The 19,238-nt window shown below is 60.7% G+C and carries 16 protein-coding genes; 1 reads left to right on the plus strand and 15 read right to left on the minus strand.

The window, feature by feature from the left end:
* Positions 1–6: 6 nt before the first annotated feature.
* The 7 genes from ureA to urtA form a co-directional block, all read right to left on the minus strand.
* Entirely contained in the window at positions 7–309 is a 303-nt protein-coding gene (gene ureA / locus IB252_RS19930) for an urease subunit gamma (RefSeq protein WP_007907366.1), read from the minus strand.
* A gap of 159 nt (positions 310–468) precedes the next feature.
* Positions 469–1,308 (minus strand): urease accessory protein UreD, encoded by an 840-nt coding sequence (locus IB252_RS19935; RefSeq protein ID WP_192410004.1) that lies wholly within the window; start codon positions 1,306–1,308, stop codon positions 469–471.
* A gap of 30 nt (positions 1,309–1,338) precedes the next feature.
* Positions 1,339–2,037: an urea ABC transporter ATP-binding subunit UrtE gene (gene urtE, locus IB252_RS19940; RefSeq protein ID WP_056746278.1), complete on the minus strand. Its 699-nt coding sequence runs from the start codon at positions 2,035–2,037 to the stop codon at positions 1,339–1,341.
* 185 nt (positions 2,038–2,222) lie between these two features.
* On the minus strand, positions 2,223–3,095 hold the full coding sequence (gene urtD / locus IB252_RS19945) for an urea ABC transporter ATP-binding protein UrtD (protein ID WP_192410005.1): 873 nt from the start codon (positions 3,093–3,095) through the stop codon (positions 2,223–2,225).
* Positions 3,092–4,171, minus strand: coding sequence for an urea ABC transporter permease subunit UrtC (gene urtC / locus IB252_RS19950; RefSeq protein ID WP_192410006.1), 1,080 nt, complete (start codon positions 4,169–4,171; stop codon positions 3,092–3,094). Before urtC ends, urtD begins: the two co-directional genes overlap by 4 nt.
* Positions 4,171–5,673, minus strand: a complete 1,503-nt coding sequence (urtB, locus tag IB252_RS19955) for an urea ABC transporter permease subunit UrtB (protein WP_192410007.1) — start codon at positions 5,671–5,673, stop codon at positions 4,171–4,173. Before urtB ends, urtC begins: the two co-directional genes overlap by 1 nt.
* Before the next feature lie 143 nt (positions 5,674–5,816).
* Positions 5,817–7,082, minus strand: a complete 1,266-nt coding sequence (urtA, locus tag IB252_RS19960; protein WP_192410008.1) for an urea ABC transporter substrate-binding protein — start codon at positions 7,080–7,082, stop codon at positions 5,817–5,819.
* Between the two features lie 285 nt (positions 7,083–7,367).
* On the opposite strand from urtA, the gene IB252_RS19965 reads away from it, so the two are divergent.
* Positions 7,368–10,718: a hypothetical protein gene (locus IB252_RS19965; protein ID WP_192410009.1), complete on the plus strand. Its 3,351-nt coding sequence runs from the start codon at positions 7,368–7,370 to the stop codon at positions 10,716–10,718.
* Between the two features lie 26 nt (positions 10,719–10,744).
* On the opposite strand, the gene IB252_RS19970 is transcribed toward IB252_RS19965, so the two are convergent.
* The 8 genes from IB252_RS19970 to IB252_RS20005 form a co-directional block, all read right to left on the minus strand.
* Positions 10,745–11,755, minus strand: coding sequence for a FecCD family ABC transporter permease (locus IB252_RS19970; RefSeq protein ID WP_192410010.1), 1,011 nt, complete (start codon positions 11,753–11,755; stop codon positions 10,745–10,747).
* On the minus strand, positions 11,752–12,699 hold the full coding sequence (locus tag IB252_RS19975) for an ABC transporter substrate-binding protein (protein ID WP_192410011.1): 948 nt from the start codon (positions 12,697–12,699) through the stop codon (positions 11,752–11,754). The genes IB252_RS19970 and IB252_RS19975 overlap by 4 nt, the downstream gene beginning before the upstream one ends.
* Entirely contained in the window at positions 12,696–13,484 is a 789-nt protein-coding gene (locus tag IB252_RS19980) for an ABC transporter ATP-binding protein (protein ID WP_192410012.1), read from the minus strand. The genes IB252_RS19975 and IB252_RS19980 overlap by 4 nt, the downstream gene beginning before the upstream one ends.
* 224 nt (positions 13,485–13,708) lie before the next feature.
* Positions 13,709–15,088 (minus strand): PepSY-associated TM helix domain-containing protein, encoded by a 1,380-nt coding sequence (locus IB252_RS19985; RefSeq protein ID WP_192410013.1) that lies wholly within the window; start codon positions 15,086–15,088, stop codon positions 13,709–13,711.
* A gap of 129 nt (positions 15,089–15,217) precedes the next feature.
* Positions 15,218–17,335, minus strand: a complete 2,118-nt coding sequence (locus IB252_RS19990; RefSeq protein ID WP_192410014.1) for a TonB-dependent copper receptor — start codon at positions 17,333–17,335, stop codon at positions 15,218–15,220.
* Between the two features lie 191 nt (positions 17,336–17,526).
* On the minus strand, positions 17,527–17,985 hold the full coding sequence (locus tag IB252_RS19995) for a DUF2946 domain-containing protein (protein ID WP_192410015.1): 459 nt from the start codon (positions 17,983–17,985) through the stop codon (positions 17,527–17,529).
* Positions 17,986–18,004: 19 nt separating this feature from the next.
* Positions 18,005–18,484 carry a copper chaperone PCu(A)C gene (locus IB252_RS20000; RefSeq protein ID WP_192410016.1) on the minus strand — a complete coding sequence of 160 codons (480 nt, stop codon included), beginning with the start codon at positions 18,482–18,484 and terminating at the stop codon, positions 18,005–18,007.
* A gap of 48 nt (positions 18,485–18,532) precedes the next feature.
* Complete coding sequence (locus IB252_RS20005) at positions 18,533–18,931, minus strand: DUF2946 domain-containing protein (protein ID WP_192410017.1); 399 nt, start codon at positions 18,929–18,931, stop codon at positions 18,533–18,535.
* Between the last annotated feature and the right edge of the window lie 307 nt (positions 18,932–19,238).

Here is a 19,238-nt window from a genome sequence, read left to right on the forward strand (position 1 = left end):
GCGGCCTCAGGCGATCGGTTGGTGGACGGTGACCAGTTTGGTGCCGTCGGGAAAGGTCGCCTCGACCTGGATCTCCGGGATCATTTCCGGGATGCCTTCCATCACTTGTTCGCGGCTGAGCAGGGTGGTGCCGAAGTGCATCAACTCGGCCACGGTCTGGCCGTCGCGGGCGCCTTCGAGCAGCGCTGCGGAAATGTAGGCCATGGCTTCCGGGTAGTTGAGTTTCACGCCGCGCGCCAAACGCCGCTCGGCCACGAGGCCGGCGGTGAAGATCAGCAGCTTGTCTTTTTCGCGTGGGGTCAGGTCCATCGTTTGGAATCCATATCGGCAGATAAAAAAGGTATTCGGATCTGTAAATACTTAACCCTTGTGGGAGCGAGCCTGCTCGCGATGAGGTCGTCACATCCAGTGAAGATATTGGCTTTGAGACCGCCATCGCGAGCAGGCTCGCTCCCACAGAAAAGCAATTCAGGTGCTCCATATTCTGGGGGGGACGGCTTCGCGGCCGAGCAATGCCGGCCGAAGCAGTTGCCACAAATCAATCAACCAACCCCGCGCCAACAACGCTTCACTGGCCAGGCAGCGGGCGACTAAAAGCCCGGGCAACTGGGTCAGATCTCCGCGCACGTCATGGGGCAGCGAGCGGCATTTCTCCAGTAAATCGCTATCGATGTCGCCGGTCACTAACAGGGTCGCAAACACCGGCTGCCCATCCAGGCCAATCGGCGAATCCAGCAAACCATCGCCTCCGACAATGCGCTGGCGTTCATGCCAGAGCAACTGACCGTCGCGGCGGATGTCCAGCTGCGCCTGAAAATGCCCGAGGTCGAAACGTTCGCCGCTGGCCGGGCGACCCAGCGCCACAACATCCCAGTAAAACAATCGCGCATCGCCTTCCAGATCAATCGAGGTGCTGAGCTCAGCCTGAGCGGCGCTGAAGATAATGGTTTCCTGTGGCAGCCACTCCAGTGTCGCACCGCTCGCCACTTTCAAATCCAGCTGCTGATAAGCGGGCCCCGCCGCGCGATACCACTTGGCCGCGCCGGGGCTGGTGATTTGCGCCCAGGCATCGCGGCTGACACTGGCCGAGATATCCAGCCGATCGCCGCCGGCAATCCCGCCCGGCGGGTGCACGATGATGTGCTGGCAAACCTCCGGCCCTTCGGCATACAGGTGCTTCTGCACCCGCAGCGGACCTTTGTGCCGGCGCTGAACCGGGCGCGTACTGTCGCCGAATCGGGCGTAGCCGAGTTCCAGCTCGGCGTGCCAGCTCGGGGTAAATACGGCAGCGGGAACAGGTAAATTCATGATGTCTAATTATCGTCGGGACGCTACAGACTAGATCGTAACCAGACCGCGCACACCCTCGGCCTCCATATTTTCCCCGCGACCCTGTTGCACGATCTCACCCCGAGACATCACCAGGTACTGATCGGCCAGTTCGGCGGCGAAATCGTAGAACTGCTCCACCAGCAAAATCGCCATATCACCACGGGCCGCAAGCTTCTTGATCACCGCGCCGATTTCCTTGATCACCGAGGGCTGGATGCCTTCGGTGGGTTCGTCGAGAATCAGCAGGCGTGGACGGCTGGCCAACGCTCGGCCGATCGCCAATTGCTGCTGTTGGCCACCGGACAAGTCACCGCCGCGGCGCTGCTTCATCTGCAGCAGCACCGGAAACAGCTCGTAGATGAACGCCGGGACTTCCTTGGCTTCAGCGCCGGGGAATCGCGACAGGCCCATCAACAGGTTTTCTTCCACGGTCAGTCGGCCGAAAATTTCCCGACCCTGCGGCACGTAAGCGATCCCGGCGTGAACCCGTTGGTGTGGCTTGAACGCGGTGATCGGTTTGCCTTCCCAGTTCACCGCGCCTTCTTTGGCCGGCAACAAACCCATCAGGCACTTGAGCAGGGTGGTCTTGCCCACACCGTTGCGCCCGAGCAGGCAGGTGACTTCACCGACCTTCACCTCAAACGTCAGGCCCCGCAGGATGTGACTACCGCCGTAATACTGGTGCAGCTTGTCGACTTGCAGCATGTTCAAATTCCTTCTGTTCCACACAGAACCCTGTGGGAGCGAGCTGTGGCGAGGGGATTTATCCCCGCTGGACTGCGAAGCAGGCCCAAGATTTTGGGGCGGCTACGCCACCCAACGGGGCGGTGCGACGTTTCGCTAAATCCCCTCGCCACAGTTCGCTCCCACATTGGTATGTGTTCGCAGTTCTAGCGGCCGAGGTACACCTCGATCACGCGCTCGTTGTCCTGCACCTGCTCCAGCGACCCTTCGGCCAGCACGCTGCCCTGGTGCAACACGGTGACGTGGTCGGCGATGGAGCCGACAAAACCCATGTCGTGTTCCACCACCATCAGCGAATGCTTGCCCGCCAGGCGCTTGAACAGTTCGGCGGTGAATTCGGTTTCGGCGTCGGTCATGCCCGCCACCGGCTCGTCGAGCAACAAGAGTTGCGGGTCCTGCATCAGCAACATGCCGATTTCCAGAAACTGCTTCTGACCGTGGGACAACAAGCCCGCCGGGCGATTGACCGACGGGGTCAGGCGAATGGTGTCCAGCACTTCGCCGATGCGATCTTTCTGCTCGCCACTCAGGCGCGCCCGCAGGCTGGCCCACACCGATTTGTCGGTTTTCTGCGCCAGTTCCAGGTTTTCAAAAACGCTCAAGGCTTCGAACACTGTCGGCTTCTGGAACTTGCGACCGATGCCGGCCTGGGCGATTTGCACTTCGCTCATCTGCGTCAGGTCGAGGGTTTCGCCGAACCAGGCCTTGCCGTGACTCGGACGAGTCTTGCCGGTGATCACGTCCATCAGGGTGGTCTTGCCCGCGCCGTTGGGGCCGATGATGCAGCGCAGTTCGCCGACGCCGATGTACAGGTTCAGATTGTTCAGCGCCTTGAAGCCATCGAAGCTGACGCTGATGTCTTCCAGGGTCAGGATCGTGCCATGGCGAGTGTTCAGGCCGGGGCTGGCGCGCTGGCCGAGGCCAATAGCGTCACGGCTGCTGCCGGCGTCCCGGTTGGGTTCCAGTGGTGGAAAAAACGCCGGTTCGAGCATGAATTCAGCCGTTGCAGTGACTCTCATTGTTCACCTCTTTTTTTCAGCAGACCGATCACGCCTTTGGGCAGGTACAAGGTCACGACGATGAACAATGCGCCAAGGAAGAACAGCCAGTATTCCGGGAACGCCACGGTGAACCAGCTCTTCATTCCGTTGACCACCCCGGCACCGAGCAGCGGACCGATCAGCGTGCCGCGACCACCCAGCACCACCCACACGGCGGCCTCGATGGAGTTGGTCGGTGACATTTCACTCGGGTTGATGATCCCGACTTGCGGCACATACAACGCGCCGGCCAGGCCGCACAACACTGCGCTCAACACCCAAACAAACAGCTTGAAACCGCGCGGGTCGTAGCCGCAGAACATCAAGCGGTTTTCCGCATCGCGCAGGGCGGTCAGCACCCGGCCGAACTTGCTCTGCGCCAGACGCCAGCCGATAAACAGGCTCGCCACCAGCAACACCACCGTGGCGAAAAACAGCACCGCGCGAGTCCCCGGTTCCGTGATGCCGAAGCCCAGAATGGTGCGGAAATTGGTGAAGCCGTTGTTGCCGCCAAACCCGGTTTCGTTGCGGAAGAACAGGAGCATCCCGGCGAAGGTCAGGGCCTGGGTCATGATCGAGAAATACACGCCCTTGATCCGCGAGCGGAAGGCGAAGAAGCCGAATACCAGCGCCAGTAACCCCGGCGCCAATACCACCAGACACATCGACCAGATGAAGCTGCTGGTGCCGGTCCAGTACCACGGCAATTCAGTCCACGACAGAAAGGTCATGAACGCTGGCAAGCCATCACCCGAGGCTTGGCGCATCAGGTACATCCCCATCGCATAACCGCCGAGGGCAAAGAACAAACCGTGACCCAGGGACAACAGACCGGCATAACCCCAGACCAGATCCAGCGCGAGGGCGACGATGGCGTAGCAAAGAATCTTGCCCACCAATGTCAGCGTGTAAGCCGAGACGTGAAATGCGCTGTCCGGCGACAACAACGACAGCAGCGGCAACGCCAGCAACAGAGCGAGGATCACCGCGCCAACAGCGATCGTGACTTTGGGGCCGGCTTTTTGTGTTGCGGTAACGAGCAGGGGCTGATTCATCAGTCGATCACCCGTCCTTTCAGTGCGAAGAGGCCTTGCGGACGTTTCTGGATGAACAGAATGATCAGCGCGAGGATCAGGATCTTGCCGAGCACGGCACCGATCTGCGGTTCGAGAATCTTGTTGGCGATGCCGAGGCCGAACGCGGCCAGCACGCTACCGGCCAACTGACCAACGCCACCGAGCACCACCACCAGGAACGAGTCGATGATGTAGCTCTGGCCGAGGTCCGGGCCGACGTTGCCGATCTGGCTGAGGGCTACGCCACCAAGGCCAGCGATGCCCGAACCGAGGCCGAAGGCGAGCATGTCCACGCGCCCGGTCGGCACGCCACAGCAGGCCGCCATGTTGCGGTTCTGGGTGACGGCACGCACGTTCAGGCCCAGGCGAGTCTTGTTCAGCAGCAGCCAGGTCAGCACCACCACAAACAGCGCGAAGGCGATGATCACGATGCGGTTGTACGGCAGCACCAGATTCGGCAGCACTTGAATCCCGCCCGATAGCCACGCCGGGTTGGCCACTTCGACGTTCTGCGCGCCGAACACCAACCGAACAAGCTGAATCAGCATCAGGCTGATGCCCCACGTGGCGAGCAGGGTTTCCAGAGGGCGGCCGTAGAGGTGGCGAATCACCGTGCGTTCCAGCGCCATGCCGATGGCGGCGGTGACGAAAAACGCCACCGGCAACGCGATCAGCGGGTAGAACTCGATGGCTTGCGGGGCGAAGCGCTGGAACATCAGTTGCACCACGTACGTCGAGTAGGCGCCGAGCATCAGCATCTCGCCGTGAGCCATGTTGATCACGCCGAGCAGGCCGAAGGTGATCGCCAGACCGAGGGCCGCGAGCAGCAAAATCGAACCGAGTGACATGCCGCTGAAAGCCTGGCCGAGGATCTCGCCGATCAGCAGTTTGCGTTTGACCTGAGCGAGGCTGGTTTCGGCAGCGGTGCGTACGCCTGCGTCGGCTTCGACACCGGGTTGCAGCAGACTTTCGAGGCGGGTGCGAGCTAGCGGATCACCGGTTTCACCGAGCAGACGCACAGCGGCGAGGCGTACGGCCGGGTCGGTGTCCACCAGTTGCAGATTGGCCAGGGCCAGGCTCAATGCGGCTTGAACGCTTTCATCTTTTTCGCCAGCCAGTTGCTGGTCGAGGAATTTCAACTGCGCCGGTTTGGCGCTTTTCTGCAATTGCTGCGCGGCGGCCAGACGGGTTTTGGCGTCGGTGGCGAGCAATTGGTGGCTGGCCAGTGCGGTGTCGATAAGACCGCGTAGACGGTTGTTCAGGCGCAGGGTTTTCAGTTGGCCGTCGACGGTCAACTCGCCTTGCTGTAGGGCGTTGATCAGCTCGATACGGGCCGGATCGGGCTGCGCGGCCCAGGCTTCCAGAAGTTTGGCTTGCTGCATGGGATTGGCGACGACGAAGTCTTCGGCGTCGCCAGAATGCGCGGCCATCGGCAGTAAGAGCGCGAGGGCGAGGATGAAACGGTAAAGGGCAGTGGGCATGTCATTGGCCTTGCGTATTGATCGTTCCCACGCTCCGCGTGGGAATGCCTCACCGGACGCTCCGCGTCCGCTTTTGGGACGCGGAGCGTCCCTGGCTGCATTCCCACGCAGAGCGTGGGAACGATCAGGCTGTGCGGGGTGGCTTAGTTGCTCTTCACCGCATAATCCGGCTTCTTGTCGTTACCCTGGATGAACGGGCTCCACGGCTCGGCACGGATTGGCCCTTCGGTCTGCCACACCACGTTGAACTGACCGTCCGCCTGAATCTCGCCGATCATCACCGGTTTGTGCAGGTGGTGGTTGGTCTTGTCCATGGTCAGCGTGTAACCCGACGGCGCAGCAAAGGTCTGGCCGGCAAGGGCTTCGCGGACTTTGTCGACGTCGGTGGACTTGGCTTTCTCAGCCGCTTGCGCCCACATGTGGATGCCCACGTACGTGGCTTCCATCGGGTCGTTGGTCACCGCTTTGTCGGCGCCCGGCAAGTTGTGTTTCTTTGCGTAGGCTTTCCAGTCGGCGACGAATTTCTTGTTCGCCGGGTTCTCGACTGACTCGAAGTAGTTCCATGCAGCGAGGTTGCCCACCAGCGGTTTGGTGTCGATGCCGCGCAGTTCTTCTTCGCCGACCGAGAACGCCACGACCGGAACGTCGGTGGCTTTCAGGCCCTGGTTGGCCAACTCTTTATAGAACGGCACGTTGGAGTCGCCGTTGACGGTGGAGATGACCGCTGTCTTGCCACCGGCCGAGAATTTTTTGATGTTGGCCACGATGGTTTGGTAATCGCTATGACCGAACGGGGTGTAGACCTCTTCGATGTCCTTGTCCGCCACACCTTTGGAGTGCAGGAACGAGCGCAGGATTTTGTTGGTGGTGCGCGGGTAGACGTAGTCGGTGCCCAACAGGAAGTAACGCTTGGCGCTGCCGCCTTCTTCGCTCATCAGGTACTCCACCGCCGGGATCGCTTGCTGGTTCGGCGCGGCGCCGGTGTAGAACACGTTCGGCGACATCTCTTCACCTTCGTACTGCACCGGGTAGAACAGCAGGCCGTTGAGCTCCTCGAACACCGGCAACACCGATTTACGCGACACCGACGTCCAGCAACCGAATACCACGGCGACTTTGTCCTGGGTCAGCAACTGACGGCCCTTTTCGGCGAATAGCGGCCAGTTCGACGCCGGGTCGACCACCACCGGTTCCAGCATTTTGCCGTTCACGCCGCCCTTGGCGTTGATCTCGTCGATGGTCATCAGCGCCATGTCTTTGAGCGAGGTTTCGGAGATCGCCATGGTCCCGGACAACGAATGCAGAATACCGACCTTGATGGTCTCGGCGGCCTGGAGGCTCCAGGTCATGCCCATCGCGGCAATGCTTGCCGACAGTGTGAAAGCCTTGATCAAGCTGCGACGCTTCATTGTGCGATCTCCATGAACTTATGAATTTTCTTGGTTGGCAGATGCGGACTACTGAAGGGTCTTTAGCAAGGGCTGTGCCTAACACCGCAAGTGCTTTTGCGCGGGGGTGAAAACGTTCGGCGCAGCTACTTGTTGCACCGTGAACGGGCATAAAAACGCTTGCGTGCATGGCGATGCGTCCAAGTGGTGCCGAGCGCACGAAGTAGTAACTATGTACCGCTTGCGCAATGCTTTGCGGTGCGAGAGTGAGGACCACCCTTGAATGACTCAATGGAGTTCCACTGCATGGACGAACAACCCCAACAACTCGCGTCGACCCCGTCGGGATCGGCACTGAACCTATTGGAAAGGGCGTTTCTTTCCGCGGACGATGCCGCTCGTTATGCCCATGAGCGAATCGGCCGCCACCGTAACCGCGGGTATTACGGCTATATCCTTCAGCGAAACGATCACCGGTTTGTGCTCACCGACCTGACCGGGCATCCGGTCAGCATGACTTCCCATCACAAGGTGATCCCCGACAAGCATGTCTTGCACAGTCGTTTCTATTCGCATCCTGCGCTTTCGACGCTCGACGTCGCCAAGGTTACTCAGCTGAAGTGGACTGTCGAAGATGCCGCGACCAGCCTGTTGATGTTCAGCGTTGACGAACTGCGCTACAGCCTGCGGAGCGGTCTGCCGGCTTATCTTTCGGGGGCCGAAAACAGCCTGATCGGTTTCACTCCCGACAGGCTTGGTACGTCGAGCCTGCTGGCGCAACTGGGCACCGAGGCCGCACCTGGCGTGTTTGCCCTGGGAATGAAGACGGGAGTCATCAAACCGGAGCAATTCGTCGAGGAAGCGGCGGCGGCCGGCGATTTACAAGTCCTCGTCAGCAACGGTCGCTGGCGGCCTCGGGGAAGAATAACCGGCCCTGTTGCCGCCGGTCCGTGGGAACGTAGCGTGCCGCAGCGGGTGTCGTTTGGTGCGGTTTCCCGGTCAGCCGATGAGGCGGCACTCGAGCGCTACGCCAAAGACACCGAGCTGCATGACGAAGAACGAACCTGGTTCGGATTCATCCTCAAACAACAAGGCAAGGAAGAATACATCGCCACTGAACTGGTCCCGGTCAGCGATGGGAGAGACAAGCTTTACTCGTTGCGCAGCCTGTTTGGCATTTCCCGCAAGGCCGGGGACTATGACTATCCCGAGTCATTCAAGCTCCACGCTTTTTACTATTCGCGCCAACGGGTCAAGCATGCCCGCGACCCGGCCAGGCGCTGGCTGGCGCACCACTTCATTGTGCCCAGGGATCTGTTTGTAGTGGTTTATGACTCCAACAAACGTCCGGTGCTGGACCCGGACAGGGTCATTCCTCTCTACGTCTCGACTCAGGACGGAGCCCTGCTCAAATACGTCCCGCGCAAGGGCACCAAGCTGTTCGACAACGACACCCCCGGCATGGGGCTGGAGGAGATACAGAAAAATTTGGCCAGTGGTGTGCTGACCCCGACGGGTTTTGTCCGAGTGGTCGCCAACAGCGGTGCGTTGCAGGTGATGCGCACCAATGTCTGCTGGGACAGTAAAGGGGGGGTCGACAAGTACTGGCAGTCGAGCATGAACCTGCAACGGCGCACCCTTGGCCCGGTATTTCTGACGGCTGATGATGCGGCTCTGCATGTGCGTTCGCAAATACCGAGCGTTAGCGCCAAGGCGTTTGGCGGTGTGATCCTGAAACGAGCCGATGGTTTTTTTGTGGCCACCGATCCGATCGCTATCCTGCGAGAAGACTTTGATATCCCGTGGGTCTTCCCGGACGAAGCCGTGACGCTTGGCCAGTTTCCGGCGGGGTGTTCGATCGTTGCGCGCTATCGCTCCCGAGTGCCTCGCGAGTTGCCGGTGCTGCTGTCGACAGTCGACAAGGAGGTGTATCTCAACATGCTCTCCGCCGATGTCGCGTACACCGCATTCACCCGGGAAGGGCAAACGTACGATGAATACTTTCTGGCGCCGGACGGCGCGACCATTCGCTATCGGGCCGGGTTATGGGCACGATTCAAAGCCGACCTGGCCATTGCCCTGGGCACTTCGGGCAAGCCGGGGCGAGAGCTGGATGCCGCATCGATCAAGGAGCAAATCTATCGGGGGCTGCTGTCACCGACAGACTGGGTAAAAAGCCTGGCGAAGTCCGGTTACCTGCAAGTGGTTTCAGGGAGCCCGCTATGGGGCCCGGCTCGTACAGTGACAGAATTCGAAGCCTATCCCCCGGCCGCCTCGGTAACTTCCGGCTATGCACGAGCGGTTGCCGAGCCGGCCTGCAGCCCGATGTACCTTCGAGAACAGGATGCGGCCTGTTTCGCTCATGAACGTGCACGCAATCGTTCAGCGACAGGTTTTGGATTCATTCTGAAAAATACCCGTACCGGCGCCTTCATTGCGACCCTGCCCATTGACGTGCAAGGCACATGGTTAGCGTATGAGCGTATCTTTCCCGGTGTACTGCCTTCTTCCCACGTCAGCAGCGCGATTCACCTGTGCGCGGGGCAAGTGCCGCAAAAGCTGTCGGACGATGATTACCGGCATTTCCTTTCCCCCGTGGACGTCAGTCTGGCCCGTGACGCTGCGCGAACGCCCCATGGCTTCAGACCGATTTATTTCTCCTGCGCCGATGGTGCCTTGTTGCGATTGTTGCTCAGCCCCTTCGACCCGGACCTTTCGCGGGACAAATTCGGCCAGTACGAATTCAAGGACAATCCGTTTGCCGCGCTTGAGCACGCACAGCGTGACTGGAAGGACATCGGTGAGGGCAGGTTCAGGCTGAGCAGTTACATCCAGCGAATGGCCAAGTCCGGAGAACTGGAGGTCCTGGTGACCAGCGCCTATTGGTCCCGAAAAGGCAAAGTGGGCCAGAACTGGCGGCCCCGCATGCCTTCTGTTTCCGTCGATGAGCAGTGGGCCAACAGCCCTGCGCCAGCCTTGGGGCCGATGTTCCATCATCCTGACGACGCGGCCCTTTATGCGCAGTCGCGGCTGGGCAGTCACGAGAGTCAAACGACGGTGCACGCCAGCGGGATTTTGAGCCGCCCCGGCAGCAATTCCTTTGTGGCACTGGAGCCCATTGCAGACCCTGGGTATCCCAATGAAGCCATCAAGCGAATTTTCCGTATTGCGAGTGATCCCTTGACCTCATCGCGCAATAAGCCGCCACGTTTTCCCGACGGCTACACATTGGTGGCCGGTCATCAGCTTTTCCAGGCAGCAGGCTCGACACTGGCCGAACGCTCCGATGCAACTGACGCAAACTTCGCCTCTCCAGCCCAGGTGCATGCGCACACCCATGCCTTGAAAGCCAAAGGGTTCGATATCAACGCCTACTACTATTCGACGCGTTATGGAGCATTGCTTAAATACACGCCAACCTATTCAGCCTCGGAACGAACATTGCTGCTGACCCAGCCCGTTCAGCTCGTCGAAGGCAAGTGGGCCACCGTGCTGTCGACCGATGTGTTTATTACCCGTCTGGCGGACATCGGCAATTTGCAGGTGCTCAAGCCTGCGTATTTCTGGAATCAGGCCAGGCGCCTGGGCTCCGACTGGAGCCTCAGACGCCAACAGGTTCAGGATATCTTCCCCCACCCCACGAGGGATGAGTTGTAAAGAGGGGGCGGTCACAACCGTTGGCATCAGCGCCTGCGCATCAGACCGATAAAAAACAACCCGCCAATCGCCGCCGTGGCCACGCCGATCGGCAAATCCTCGGGGGCGATCAGGGTGCGGGCGGCGACATCGACCCACACCAGAAACACACTGCCCACCAGCACGCACACCGGCAGCAATCGCCGGTGTTCGGCCCCGACCAGCCGACGTGCGATATGCGGCACCATCAGCCCGACAAACCCGATGGAACCACTGATCGACACCAGCACCCCAGTCATCAGCGACGCAATCAAAAACACTCGCAAACGCACGGTGCGAGCATTGAGGCCAAGGGTTACGGCGGTCTGTTCGCCGGCCATCAACGCATTCAACGGTCGAGCCATGCCCCGCAGCAACACCAGCCCCAGCAACACGCTGGCCGCCGGCACCGCGAGCAATTCCCAACGCGCCAACCCCAGCCCGCCGAGCATCCAGAACATCACCGCCGAACTCGCGCGATGGTCGCCAAGAAACAGCAGCAGATTGGCGATCGCCATCATCACAAAGGACACCGCCACGCCGCATAACAGCAGCCGATCACTGTCCAGACGCCCGTTGCGGTTAGCGATCATCAGCACGATCAGCATGCTCAGTAACGCGCCGATAAACGCGGCGATCGGCAAGGTCAGCAGACCAACCATTTCACCGACATGCAGCACCACGATCACCGCACCGAGGGTCGCGCCGGAGGTGACCCCGAGCAAATGCGGGTCGGCCAGCGGATTGCGCGTCACCGCTTGCAGCACCGCACCGATCAGCGCCAGCCCGGCACCCACCAGCGCACCCAATAGCATGCGCGGCACGCGAATCAGCCAGACAATGTGTTCCTGCCCGGCGGCCCAGTCCGGCACGCCGACACCGAACATCTTGTGCAACAGAATCCGCCCCACCACCTCCACCGGCACCCGCGCCGGGCCAAAGCCCAGCGACACCACGCACGACACCAGCAACAACGCGCCGAGGGCCACCAGCAACAAGGCGTAACGACGATTGATCATTCGCCGCGCAAACCCTTGGCCAGGGTTTCAACCGCCAGCACGTTGTCGATCCCCGGCGTGGCCTGCACATACGGAATCACGATGAAGCGCCGGTTCTTGATCGCGTCCACCGATTGCAGCGCCTGGTTGTTCAGCAGAAATTGCTCTTTCTGTTCGGCGGTGACTTCGCCGTAATCAACGATGACGATCACCTGCGGATTGCGCTCGACCACGTTCTCCCAATTGACCCGGGTCCAGCTCGCTTCGACGTCATCCAGAATATTGCGCCCGCCAGCGGCGTCGATCAGCGCTTGCGGCATACCGAGGCGACCGGACGTCATGGCCCGGTCCTCACCGCTGTCGTAGAGAAACACCCGAGGTTTGTCTGCCGGCAGATCCTTTCGCACTTCGGCGATCTGCGATTGCATCTGGGCGATCAAGGCATTGGCGCGATTCTGCACGTCGAAGATTTTGCCGAGGTTGCGCAGGTCGTTGTAGGTGTCTTCCAGGCTGGCCGGCGGACGCTTCATCACGAACGCGCAGGACTCGGTCAGCTCGTAGACATCGATGCCCAGCGGCTGCAACGTTTGCGGTGTGAGGTCACCGCCCACGCGCATGCCGTAATCCCAGCCGGCGAAGAAGAAATCAACGTTGGCGTTGAGCAGGGTTTCCACCGATGGGTACTTGGCCGCCAACTCCGGCAAGCCATCGAGGATGGTCTGCATCCGGGGCGTGACCGACTTCCAGCCGGTCACACCGCTATACCCGGCCATGCTGGATTTCAGGCCGAGGGCGAGCATCATCTGGGTCATGTTGATGTCGTGGCTGACCGCGTGTTTCGGTGCTTGCTTGAAGGTCACTTCGCGGTTGCAGCTCTGAATCGTCAGCGGGTAACGCGTGGCCTCGGCAAATGCTTGGGCATTGCCCAGCAACAGAGCGGCGCAAAGCAGGGAACGCAAAATCATGGTTGGGTGATCCAGGTAATTCGTGGGTAGCCGTGCAAGGGATGTTCATCGATCAGCGCTTCGACGCCGAACACGTCGCGCAGCAGTGGCGCGGTCAGGACTTCTTTGGGCGTGCCGCTGGCGACGATGCGGCCATGATTGATCACGTACAGCCGATCACAGAAAGCAGCCGCCAGATTGAGGTCGTGGATGCTCGCCAGGGTGCCGATCTTCAGGCGTTTGACCAGCTGCAGCAGTTCGAGCTGATAACGCGGGTCGAGGTGATTGGTCGGCTCGTCGAGGATCAGCATTTGCGGTTGCTGAGCCAGGGCGCGGGCGAGGATCACGCGCTGTTTTTCACCGCCGGAGAGGGTGACGAAGGCATGATCCTCGAAGCCTTTCAGACCGACTGATTCGAGGGCCTGGGTGGCGAGTTTTCTGTCCTCCAGGGTGTCGCCGTCGAACAGGCCTTTGTGCGGGGTGCGGCCCATGGCGACGACTTCGTCGACGGTGAGGCCGAAGGCATCGGGGAATTCCTGCAGGACCACGGCGATGCGTTGCGCGCACCAGCGCGAGGATTGCTTCCAGACGTTGTGGTGGTCGAGCTTGACCTCGCCGCGCTCGGGTTTGCTGAAGCGCCAGGCACAGCGCAGCAGACTGGTTTTGCCGCTGCCGTTGGGCCCGATCAGACCGACGAACTCGCCGGGGAGCACGTGCAAGGTTGCATCACGCAGTTGAAACTGGTGATGACAATGGCGGTGGCCCAGGGGTGTCCAGGCGAGGTTCGTGAGGTTGAGCGAGGTCATGCAAATTCCGTAAACGTTCGTTCCCACGCTCCCGCGCGGGAACGCATCAATGGACGCAGAGCGTCCCGGGCTGCATTCCCACGCAGAGCGTGGGAACGATCAACAGCAAATGTGTGATCGACACAATTCCTGTAGGAGCCGAGCTTGCTCGCGATGGGGCCTTCGGATCAGAACGAGGTGGTTGAGTTATACAGTAACGCTAAAAAACAAGCATCTCGCCTGCTTCATGATGAAGCTGAAGTGGATTCAGTTTGCCGGCTCAAACGCGACAGCAGCACACGATCCAATACCCACACGACAATCAGCGAAGCGCCCACCAACGGGAACACCACCGCCAATGCAAACATGATGACCATCGCGGTTTTCCATTTCGGCAGGTCGTGGCGCAGCGGCGGAACACCGAATTTTCCCTGTGGACGGCGCTTCCACCAGATCACCACACCGCTGACGGCGCTGAGCAGAATCATCAGGCAGATCAGCAGGATGATGATCTGATTGAGCGGGCCGAACATTTTGCCTTCGTGCAGCATCACGCCGATTTCCGTCGCGCGGGCGACGGTGCCGTACTGCTCGAAACGTACGTCGGCGAGGACGTCGCCGGTGTACTGATCCACATGCAGCGTGGCGTCGTTGCGCGGGTCGTCGGCGAACACGGCGATGGTGAACACGCCAGTCGCGGTGGTTGGGAAAGTGATGCTGTAGCCCGGTTCGACCTGGCGTTGCACGGCGATGTCCTGCACGTCTTGCAGGCTGATGGTCGGTGCGGCGGAACCCGCTAGCGTGCCGCCGTGGGCCATGTGTTCGGCGTGGTCGCCGGACATTGGCATCGGTGTGTTTTCCATGGCCCAAGGCACGGTCTGGCGGGTGGCGGTATTGAGGCTGCGGGCCTCGACATCGGACGTGGGCACGTTGTCCCACATCGCGGCCGGAAAGACGTTCCACACTTGTGCGTATTGCTTGCCCCAGAACCCGGTCCAGGTCATGCCACTGAGCAGCATCACCAGCAGCAACGACGCGCCCCAGAATCCGGTCACCGCGTGCAGGTCACGCCAGAGCACTCGACCGCGACTGCTCAAGCGTGGCCACAGGATGCCGGCCGCCTGGCCGCGCGGCCACCACAGAAAGACGCCGGAGACCACCAACACCACGCCCCAGCCGGCGGCCAGTTCGATCAGTCGATCACCGACGGTGCCGATCATCAATTCGCCATGAATCGCTCGCGCAACGGCTTGCAGATTCTTTTTCGCGTCTTGCTCGCCGAGGACATCGCCGTGGTAGGGATCGACGAAAACGTTGAGCTCGTTACCGCCATCGAGCACGACAAATTGCGCGCAGCGCTCGGCGTTGACCGGCGGCAAATACTGCTTGATCGTGGCTTGTGGATAAGCCTCTTTCACCCGCTTGAGCAGGTCATCGGCCGGGACGCTGTGATGCCCGGCCGGGACGTTCAGCAGGCTGGCGTACATCAACGGGTCGAGTTGCGGCTTGAACAGGTAAATGATGCCGGTCAGGGCCAGCATCACCATGAAAGGCGCGACGAACAGACCGGCATAGAAATGCCAACGCCAGGCCAGGTTGTAGAAATTCGGTTTGGGCTGTTTCATCACGTGTGCTCCGCTTTGGCATGGGTCTTTTAGTTGTTTGTTTGCGGTTGCTGCGCAACCGATCGCGAGCAGGCTCGCTCCCACAGGTTCAACACTGTCCATGTGGGAACGAGCCTGCTCGCGATGCGTTTAGAAGCTCATGTCCACCTTGGTCCAGAGCGTGCGCCCCGGTTCTTTAATGGCTTGCGGGTCATTGGCCGGGTAGCCGAAACCGGCGTTGCCGGCCAGGTTCAAGTGCTCGGCGTACGCCTTGCCGAACAGGTTGTCGACGCCGGTGCTGACCTTCCAGTTTTGGTTGATCCGGTACGCGCCATTGAGCGAGAACACGCCAAACCCCGAGGTCTTGTCGAAGTCCTTGCCGACCACGTTGCCCTTGTTCTGGTCGATGCGGTTTTGCGCCGCAACCACCCGCCACAAGGCCCCGGCGCTCCAGTTTTCTTCGCTGTAGGTCAGGCCGAAACGTGCGTCCAGCGGCGGCATTTGCGGCAGTGCGTTGCCGTCGCTGCTGTTCTTGCCCCAGGCGTAGGCCAGGGTTGCATCGGCTTTCCAGTGGCTGGTCAGCTTGTAGGCCGCACCCAATTCGCCGCCCATGATCCGCGCGTCGATGTTCTGTGCTTGCGAGGTCGTGCCCATCATTGTTGGCGTGTAGTTGAACAGGATGTAGTCGCGCACCTGTCCGACGTAACCCGAGGCCCAGGCTTCGAGGTCTTCGGTCTTGTATTGCAGGCCGAAGTCGAGCTGGGTGGTTTTTTCAGGCTTGATCGAATCGAAGGCATTCACCGAGCCGGCGGGGCCGGATTTGGGTGAAAACAGCTCCCAATAATCCGGGAAACGCTGGGTGTGACCGAGGCCGGCATACAGCGTGGTCGGGCTGTCGGCCAGGTCATGCTCGTAACGGACGAAGCCGCTTGGCAGTGTGTCGGCACGGGTGTCGTCGGCGGTTGGGTTGGGGCGCGCCATCATTCCGGAGCCAGTGGTCTGCCGGAAATCCTTGGCCGAGGCACGGTCCAGGCGCGCGCCGGTAATCAGCCGGTCACGGTCGGCGGCGTACCAGGTCAATTCGCTGAACACGCCGTAGTTGTGGAAGTCGGCATCCTTGTTGCGCGGCAAGTCCTTGTAGACGTCAATGCCCATGGCGCTGCGCTGGCGATGTTCGCTGGTCTGCGCATCGATGCCGCTGATCAATTGCACGTCGGCCCAGCGCCACGTGGCTTTGATTCGGGCGCCGAGGGTTCGACGGTCGACGTTGGAGGCCATGGGACCGGCCATCATTCCGGTGCCGGACGGCGTGCGCAGGGTGTAGTTGTCCATCACGTGGTCGGCGTAGTTGTAGTAAACCTGCGCCTCGACCTTGTCCAGCACATCGCCGATGTTCGACTGCTCGAAACGCAGGCCCAGGCTTTCGCGCTTGAACTGCGAGCCGTCCATGCCGCGTCCGGCATAACGCGCTTCGCCATCGCCCTTGCCAGCGGTGAGTTCCAGCAGGGTGTCGGCGTCCGGGGTCCAGCCCACTGCGACGTCGCCATTCCATTTGTCATAGCGCGACGGCACGGTGTCGTTGTTACCGTCCCGGTAGTCGTCGGCCTGCGCAGTGTTGCCGATCACTCGCACGTAACCCAATGGCCCGCGGGCAGCAGCGTCCACCACTTTGTCGAAACGGCCGTTGGAGCCCGCCAGCACGCTGGCGTTCACCCGAGTGCCGAGTTCGCCGAAGCTTTCCGGCTCACGGTCGAAGAGGATGGTCCCGGCCGACGCACCCGGTCCCCAGAGCACGGTTTGCGGGCCTTTGATCACGGTGAGTTTGTCGTAGGTTTCCGGCGAGATGTATGAGGTCGGTGCATCCATTCGGCCGGGGCAGGCGCCGAGCAACTGGCCGCCGTTAGTAAGGATGTTCAGCCGCGAGCCGAACATGCCGCGCAGCACCGGGTCGCCGTTGGTGCCGCCATTGCGCACCAGGGCGAAGCCGGGGATGGTTTTCAGATAGTCGCCACCGTCACTGGCCGGCACCGGTTGGCGCGGATCCTTGGGATTGGTGACGATGGTCAGTGGCGAACTCGGCGCGATGGCGGTGATCACCGTTGGGCTCAATTCTTCACTGTGGCCGGCGTGTTCATCGGCCAGCACCATGGGGGTCAGCAGTGCACCGCAAAGGAAGGCGGTGGCGTGCCTGAAACGAATGCTGGATTCGTTCGGGGCAAAAGAAGCTTGGGTAGCGCTCAAGCGTGTGTCAGCAGAAAACCTGGACATGACAATTTCCATCGAACAGTCGTAAACGACACGGCCGGCAGCCTGCGCATTCCTTGTGGGGGCGAGTCTGCTCGCGAAAGCGGTGTGTCAGACGACATGAATGTTGACTGACACTCCCTCTTCGCGAGCAAGCCCGCTCCCACAGGTTGCTGTGGCTGTCTTCGAAACCGTGTGAGATCGGAGGTGGGTGTTTACGCGGCGAGGGGCGGGGCGCGGGTGCGGGCGCCGGGGAAGAAGGTTTGCCGGGGGTGGCCCAGGCGAGGGGAAGGTGAGGTGAAGGTAGTGGCTTTTGGCGTGCCGAATGCGACGAAGGACTGGCCGCCGGTCAGCGCCGGGCAATTGAACAGCAGGCTGCAATAGCCACATTTTTCCCAGAGCGCGTGGTGTTCGGCCTTGGGCGGGCAGTGCTCGGCAGCGGGTTGCGCGCCGTGGTCGGCGTGCTCCATCGCCGACATGTCCATGCTCATGTCCATCGACATGTTCATGGACAGGCTCGTAGACATACCCGCGCGTGAATCCATCGGCATCGACTGAGAAATCAGCGGGCCGATAAAGATCATCAACATGGCGAACAGGCTGATCCAGCTGCCGCGCGTCAGGCTTAACGGCTGACGACGGTGTGCGGATGACCTGGCGCTAAGCGAGCGCATGGGCGTTTTGCTCAGTCGTTTACTGGGCGTGGGCGTGCGTCTGCATGTCTTCCGGCGGCTTCTTCTGCACCGAGACTTCGACCGTCACATCGCCGGACTTCTCGAAATGCATCGTCAACGGAAAGCGTTTGCCATCGCTCAGCAGGCTGCGGTCTTTCAGGTTGACCAGCATCACGTGGTAGGCCATCGGCGCAAAGGTGACGTTGCCACCGGCAGGAATGTCGACGCTCGGCACCTGCTGCATTTTCATCAGATCGTTTTGCATGACGTGCTCGTGTAACTGAGCTTCACCTGCAATGGGCGAGTCGACACTGAGTAAGCGGTCAGCGGTTTTGCCACCGTTGTGAATCACGAAATACGCAGCAACGGTCGGCGCGTTGGGCGGCAACTCCTGCGACCACGGATGAGCAATCTCCAGCTCCCCGGCCCTGTATTCGTGAGCATTGGCAAAACAGGCAGGCAGCAGCAACACAGCCAGAACGATGAGTTTGTTCAACATGGCAGTTCTCCAGAACGATTCAAAACGCAGGTCAATTGCGAGAAGGAATCACCCCAGAGGGGAAGCGCGGGGGTTGAGACTCGGCCGTTGCTGGCGCGGTGTCAGTGTCTCGAGAGAGGCGTCAGGCAGGCTTCGATTGGCCTCGAACTGCGCAAAGTACAGTTGGGGCACATGCCCCGGCAGCGCCACCAGTGGCGCGGAACCTGAACAGCACCAGCAATGTTGCATGTTGGAGTGATCGTCACTCTGCGGGGCTTTCTGTTCGATATCGCCCAGGGAAATCGCCACCATCCTGGTGCCGCTGGACGAACAGAAACTGCCCCACAACACCTGCTCGGCAGGCGATTTCGCCGTCTGCGCCATCGTTCCCGTCATCGGCATGGCGAGCATGTTGAACAGCACTGCGAAGCAGGCGATCCAGGCAAATGCGAGCCGTTGTCGGGACATGGGACAAATCCGGTTGGGTGGGGGATCAGGCGCGGCTATTTAGCCTGATCAGGGCCGATAAGTAAAAAAGCGGCGTGCGGTGTGGTGTCGCAGCAGACTTTCAAGCGAGTGTAGCGGTATCGATTGGAAATGCCGGATGAATTGAGGCTAGCCTACAACCCTGTGGCGAGGGGGCTTGTCGGAATGCCGCATCACCCCGCTCGGCTGCGAAGCAGTCGCAAACAGTAGACACGGTTCAGGCTGATAAAATCAGGTTGCAGGTTTTGGGGCTGCTGCGCAGCCCAACGGGGTGATGCGGCATTCCGAC

Source organism: Pseudomonas sp. PDM10, assembly GCF_014852295.1.
Classification (GTDB): Bacteria; Pseudomonadota; Gammaproteobacteria; order Pseudomonadales; family Pseudomonadaceae; genus Aquipseudomonas.

Excerpts from the sequence above, each read along its gene's own strand:
- ureA (WP_007907366.1), bottom strand. The coding sequence starts at position 309 with ATGGACCTGACCCCACGCGAAAAAGACAAGCTGCTGATCTTCACCGCC.
- IB252_RS19935 (WP_192410004.1), bottom strand. The coding sequence starts at position 1,308 with ATGAATTTACCTGTTCCCGCTGCCGTATTTACCCCGAGCTGGCACGCC.
- urtE (WP_056746278.1), bottom strand. The coding sequence starts at position 2,037 with ATGCTGCAAGTCGACAAGCTGCACCAGTATTACGGCGGTAGTCACATC.
- urtD (WP_192410005.1), bottom strand. The coding sequence starts at position 3,095 with ATGAGAGTCACTGCAACGGCTGAATTCATGCTCGAACCGGCGTTTTTT.
- urtC (WP_192410006.1), bottom strand. The coding sequence starts at position 4,171 with ATGAATCAGCCCCTGCTCGTTACCGCAACACAAAAAGCCGGCCCCAAA.
- urtB (WP_192410007.1), bottom strand. The coding sequence starts at position 5,673 with ATGCCCACTGCCCTTTACCGTTTCATCCTCGCCCTCGCGCTCTTACTG.
- urtA (WP_192410008.1), bottom strand. The coding sequence starts at position 7,082 with ATGAAGCGTCGCAGCTTGATCAAGGCTTTCACACTGTCGGCAAGCATT.
- IB252_RS19965 (WP_192410009.1), top strand. The coding sequence starts at position 7,368 with ATGGACGAACAACCCCAACAACTCGCGTCGACCCCGTCGGGATCGGCA.
- IB252_RS19970 (WP_192410010.1), bottom strand. The coding sequence starts at position 11,755 with ATGATCAATCGTCGTTACGCCTTGTTGCTGGTGGCCCTCGGCGCGTTG.
- IB252_RS19975 (WP_192410011.1), bottom strand. The coding sequence starts at position 12,699 with ATGATTTTGCGTTCCCTGCTTTGCGCCGCTCTGTTGCTGGGCAATGCC.
- IB252_RS19980 (WP_192410012.1), bottom strand. The coding sequence starts at position 13,484 with ATGACCTCGCTCAACCTCACGAACCTCGCCTGGACACCCCTGGGCCAC.
- IB252_RS19985 (WP_192410013.1), bottom strand. The coding sequence starts at position 15,088 with ATGAAACAGCCCAAACCGAATTTCTACAACCTGGCCTGGCGTTGGCAT.
- IB252_RS19990 (WP_192410014.1), bottom strand. The coding sequence starts at position 17,335 with ATGTCCAGGTTTTCTGCTGACACACGCTTGAGCGCTACCCAAGCTTCT.
- IB252_RS19995 (WP_192410015.1), bottom strand. The coding sequence starts at position 17,985 with ATGCGCTCGCTTAGCGCCAGGTCATCCGCACACCGTCGTCAGCCGTTA.
- IB252_RS20000 (WP_192410016.1), bottom strand. The coding sequence starts at position 18,484 with ATGTTGAACAAACTCATCGTTCTGGCTGTGTTGCTGCTGCCTGCCTGT.
- IB252_RS20005 (WP_192410017.1), bottom strand. The coding sequence starts at position 18,931 with ATGTCCCGACAACGGCTCGCATTTGCCTGGATCGCCTGCTTCGCAGTG.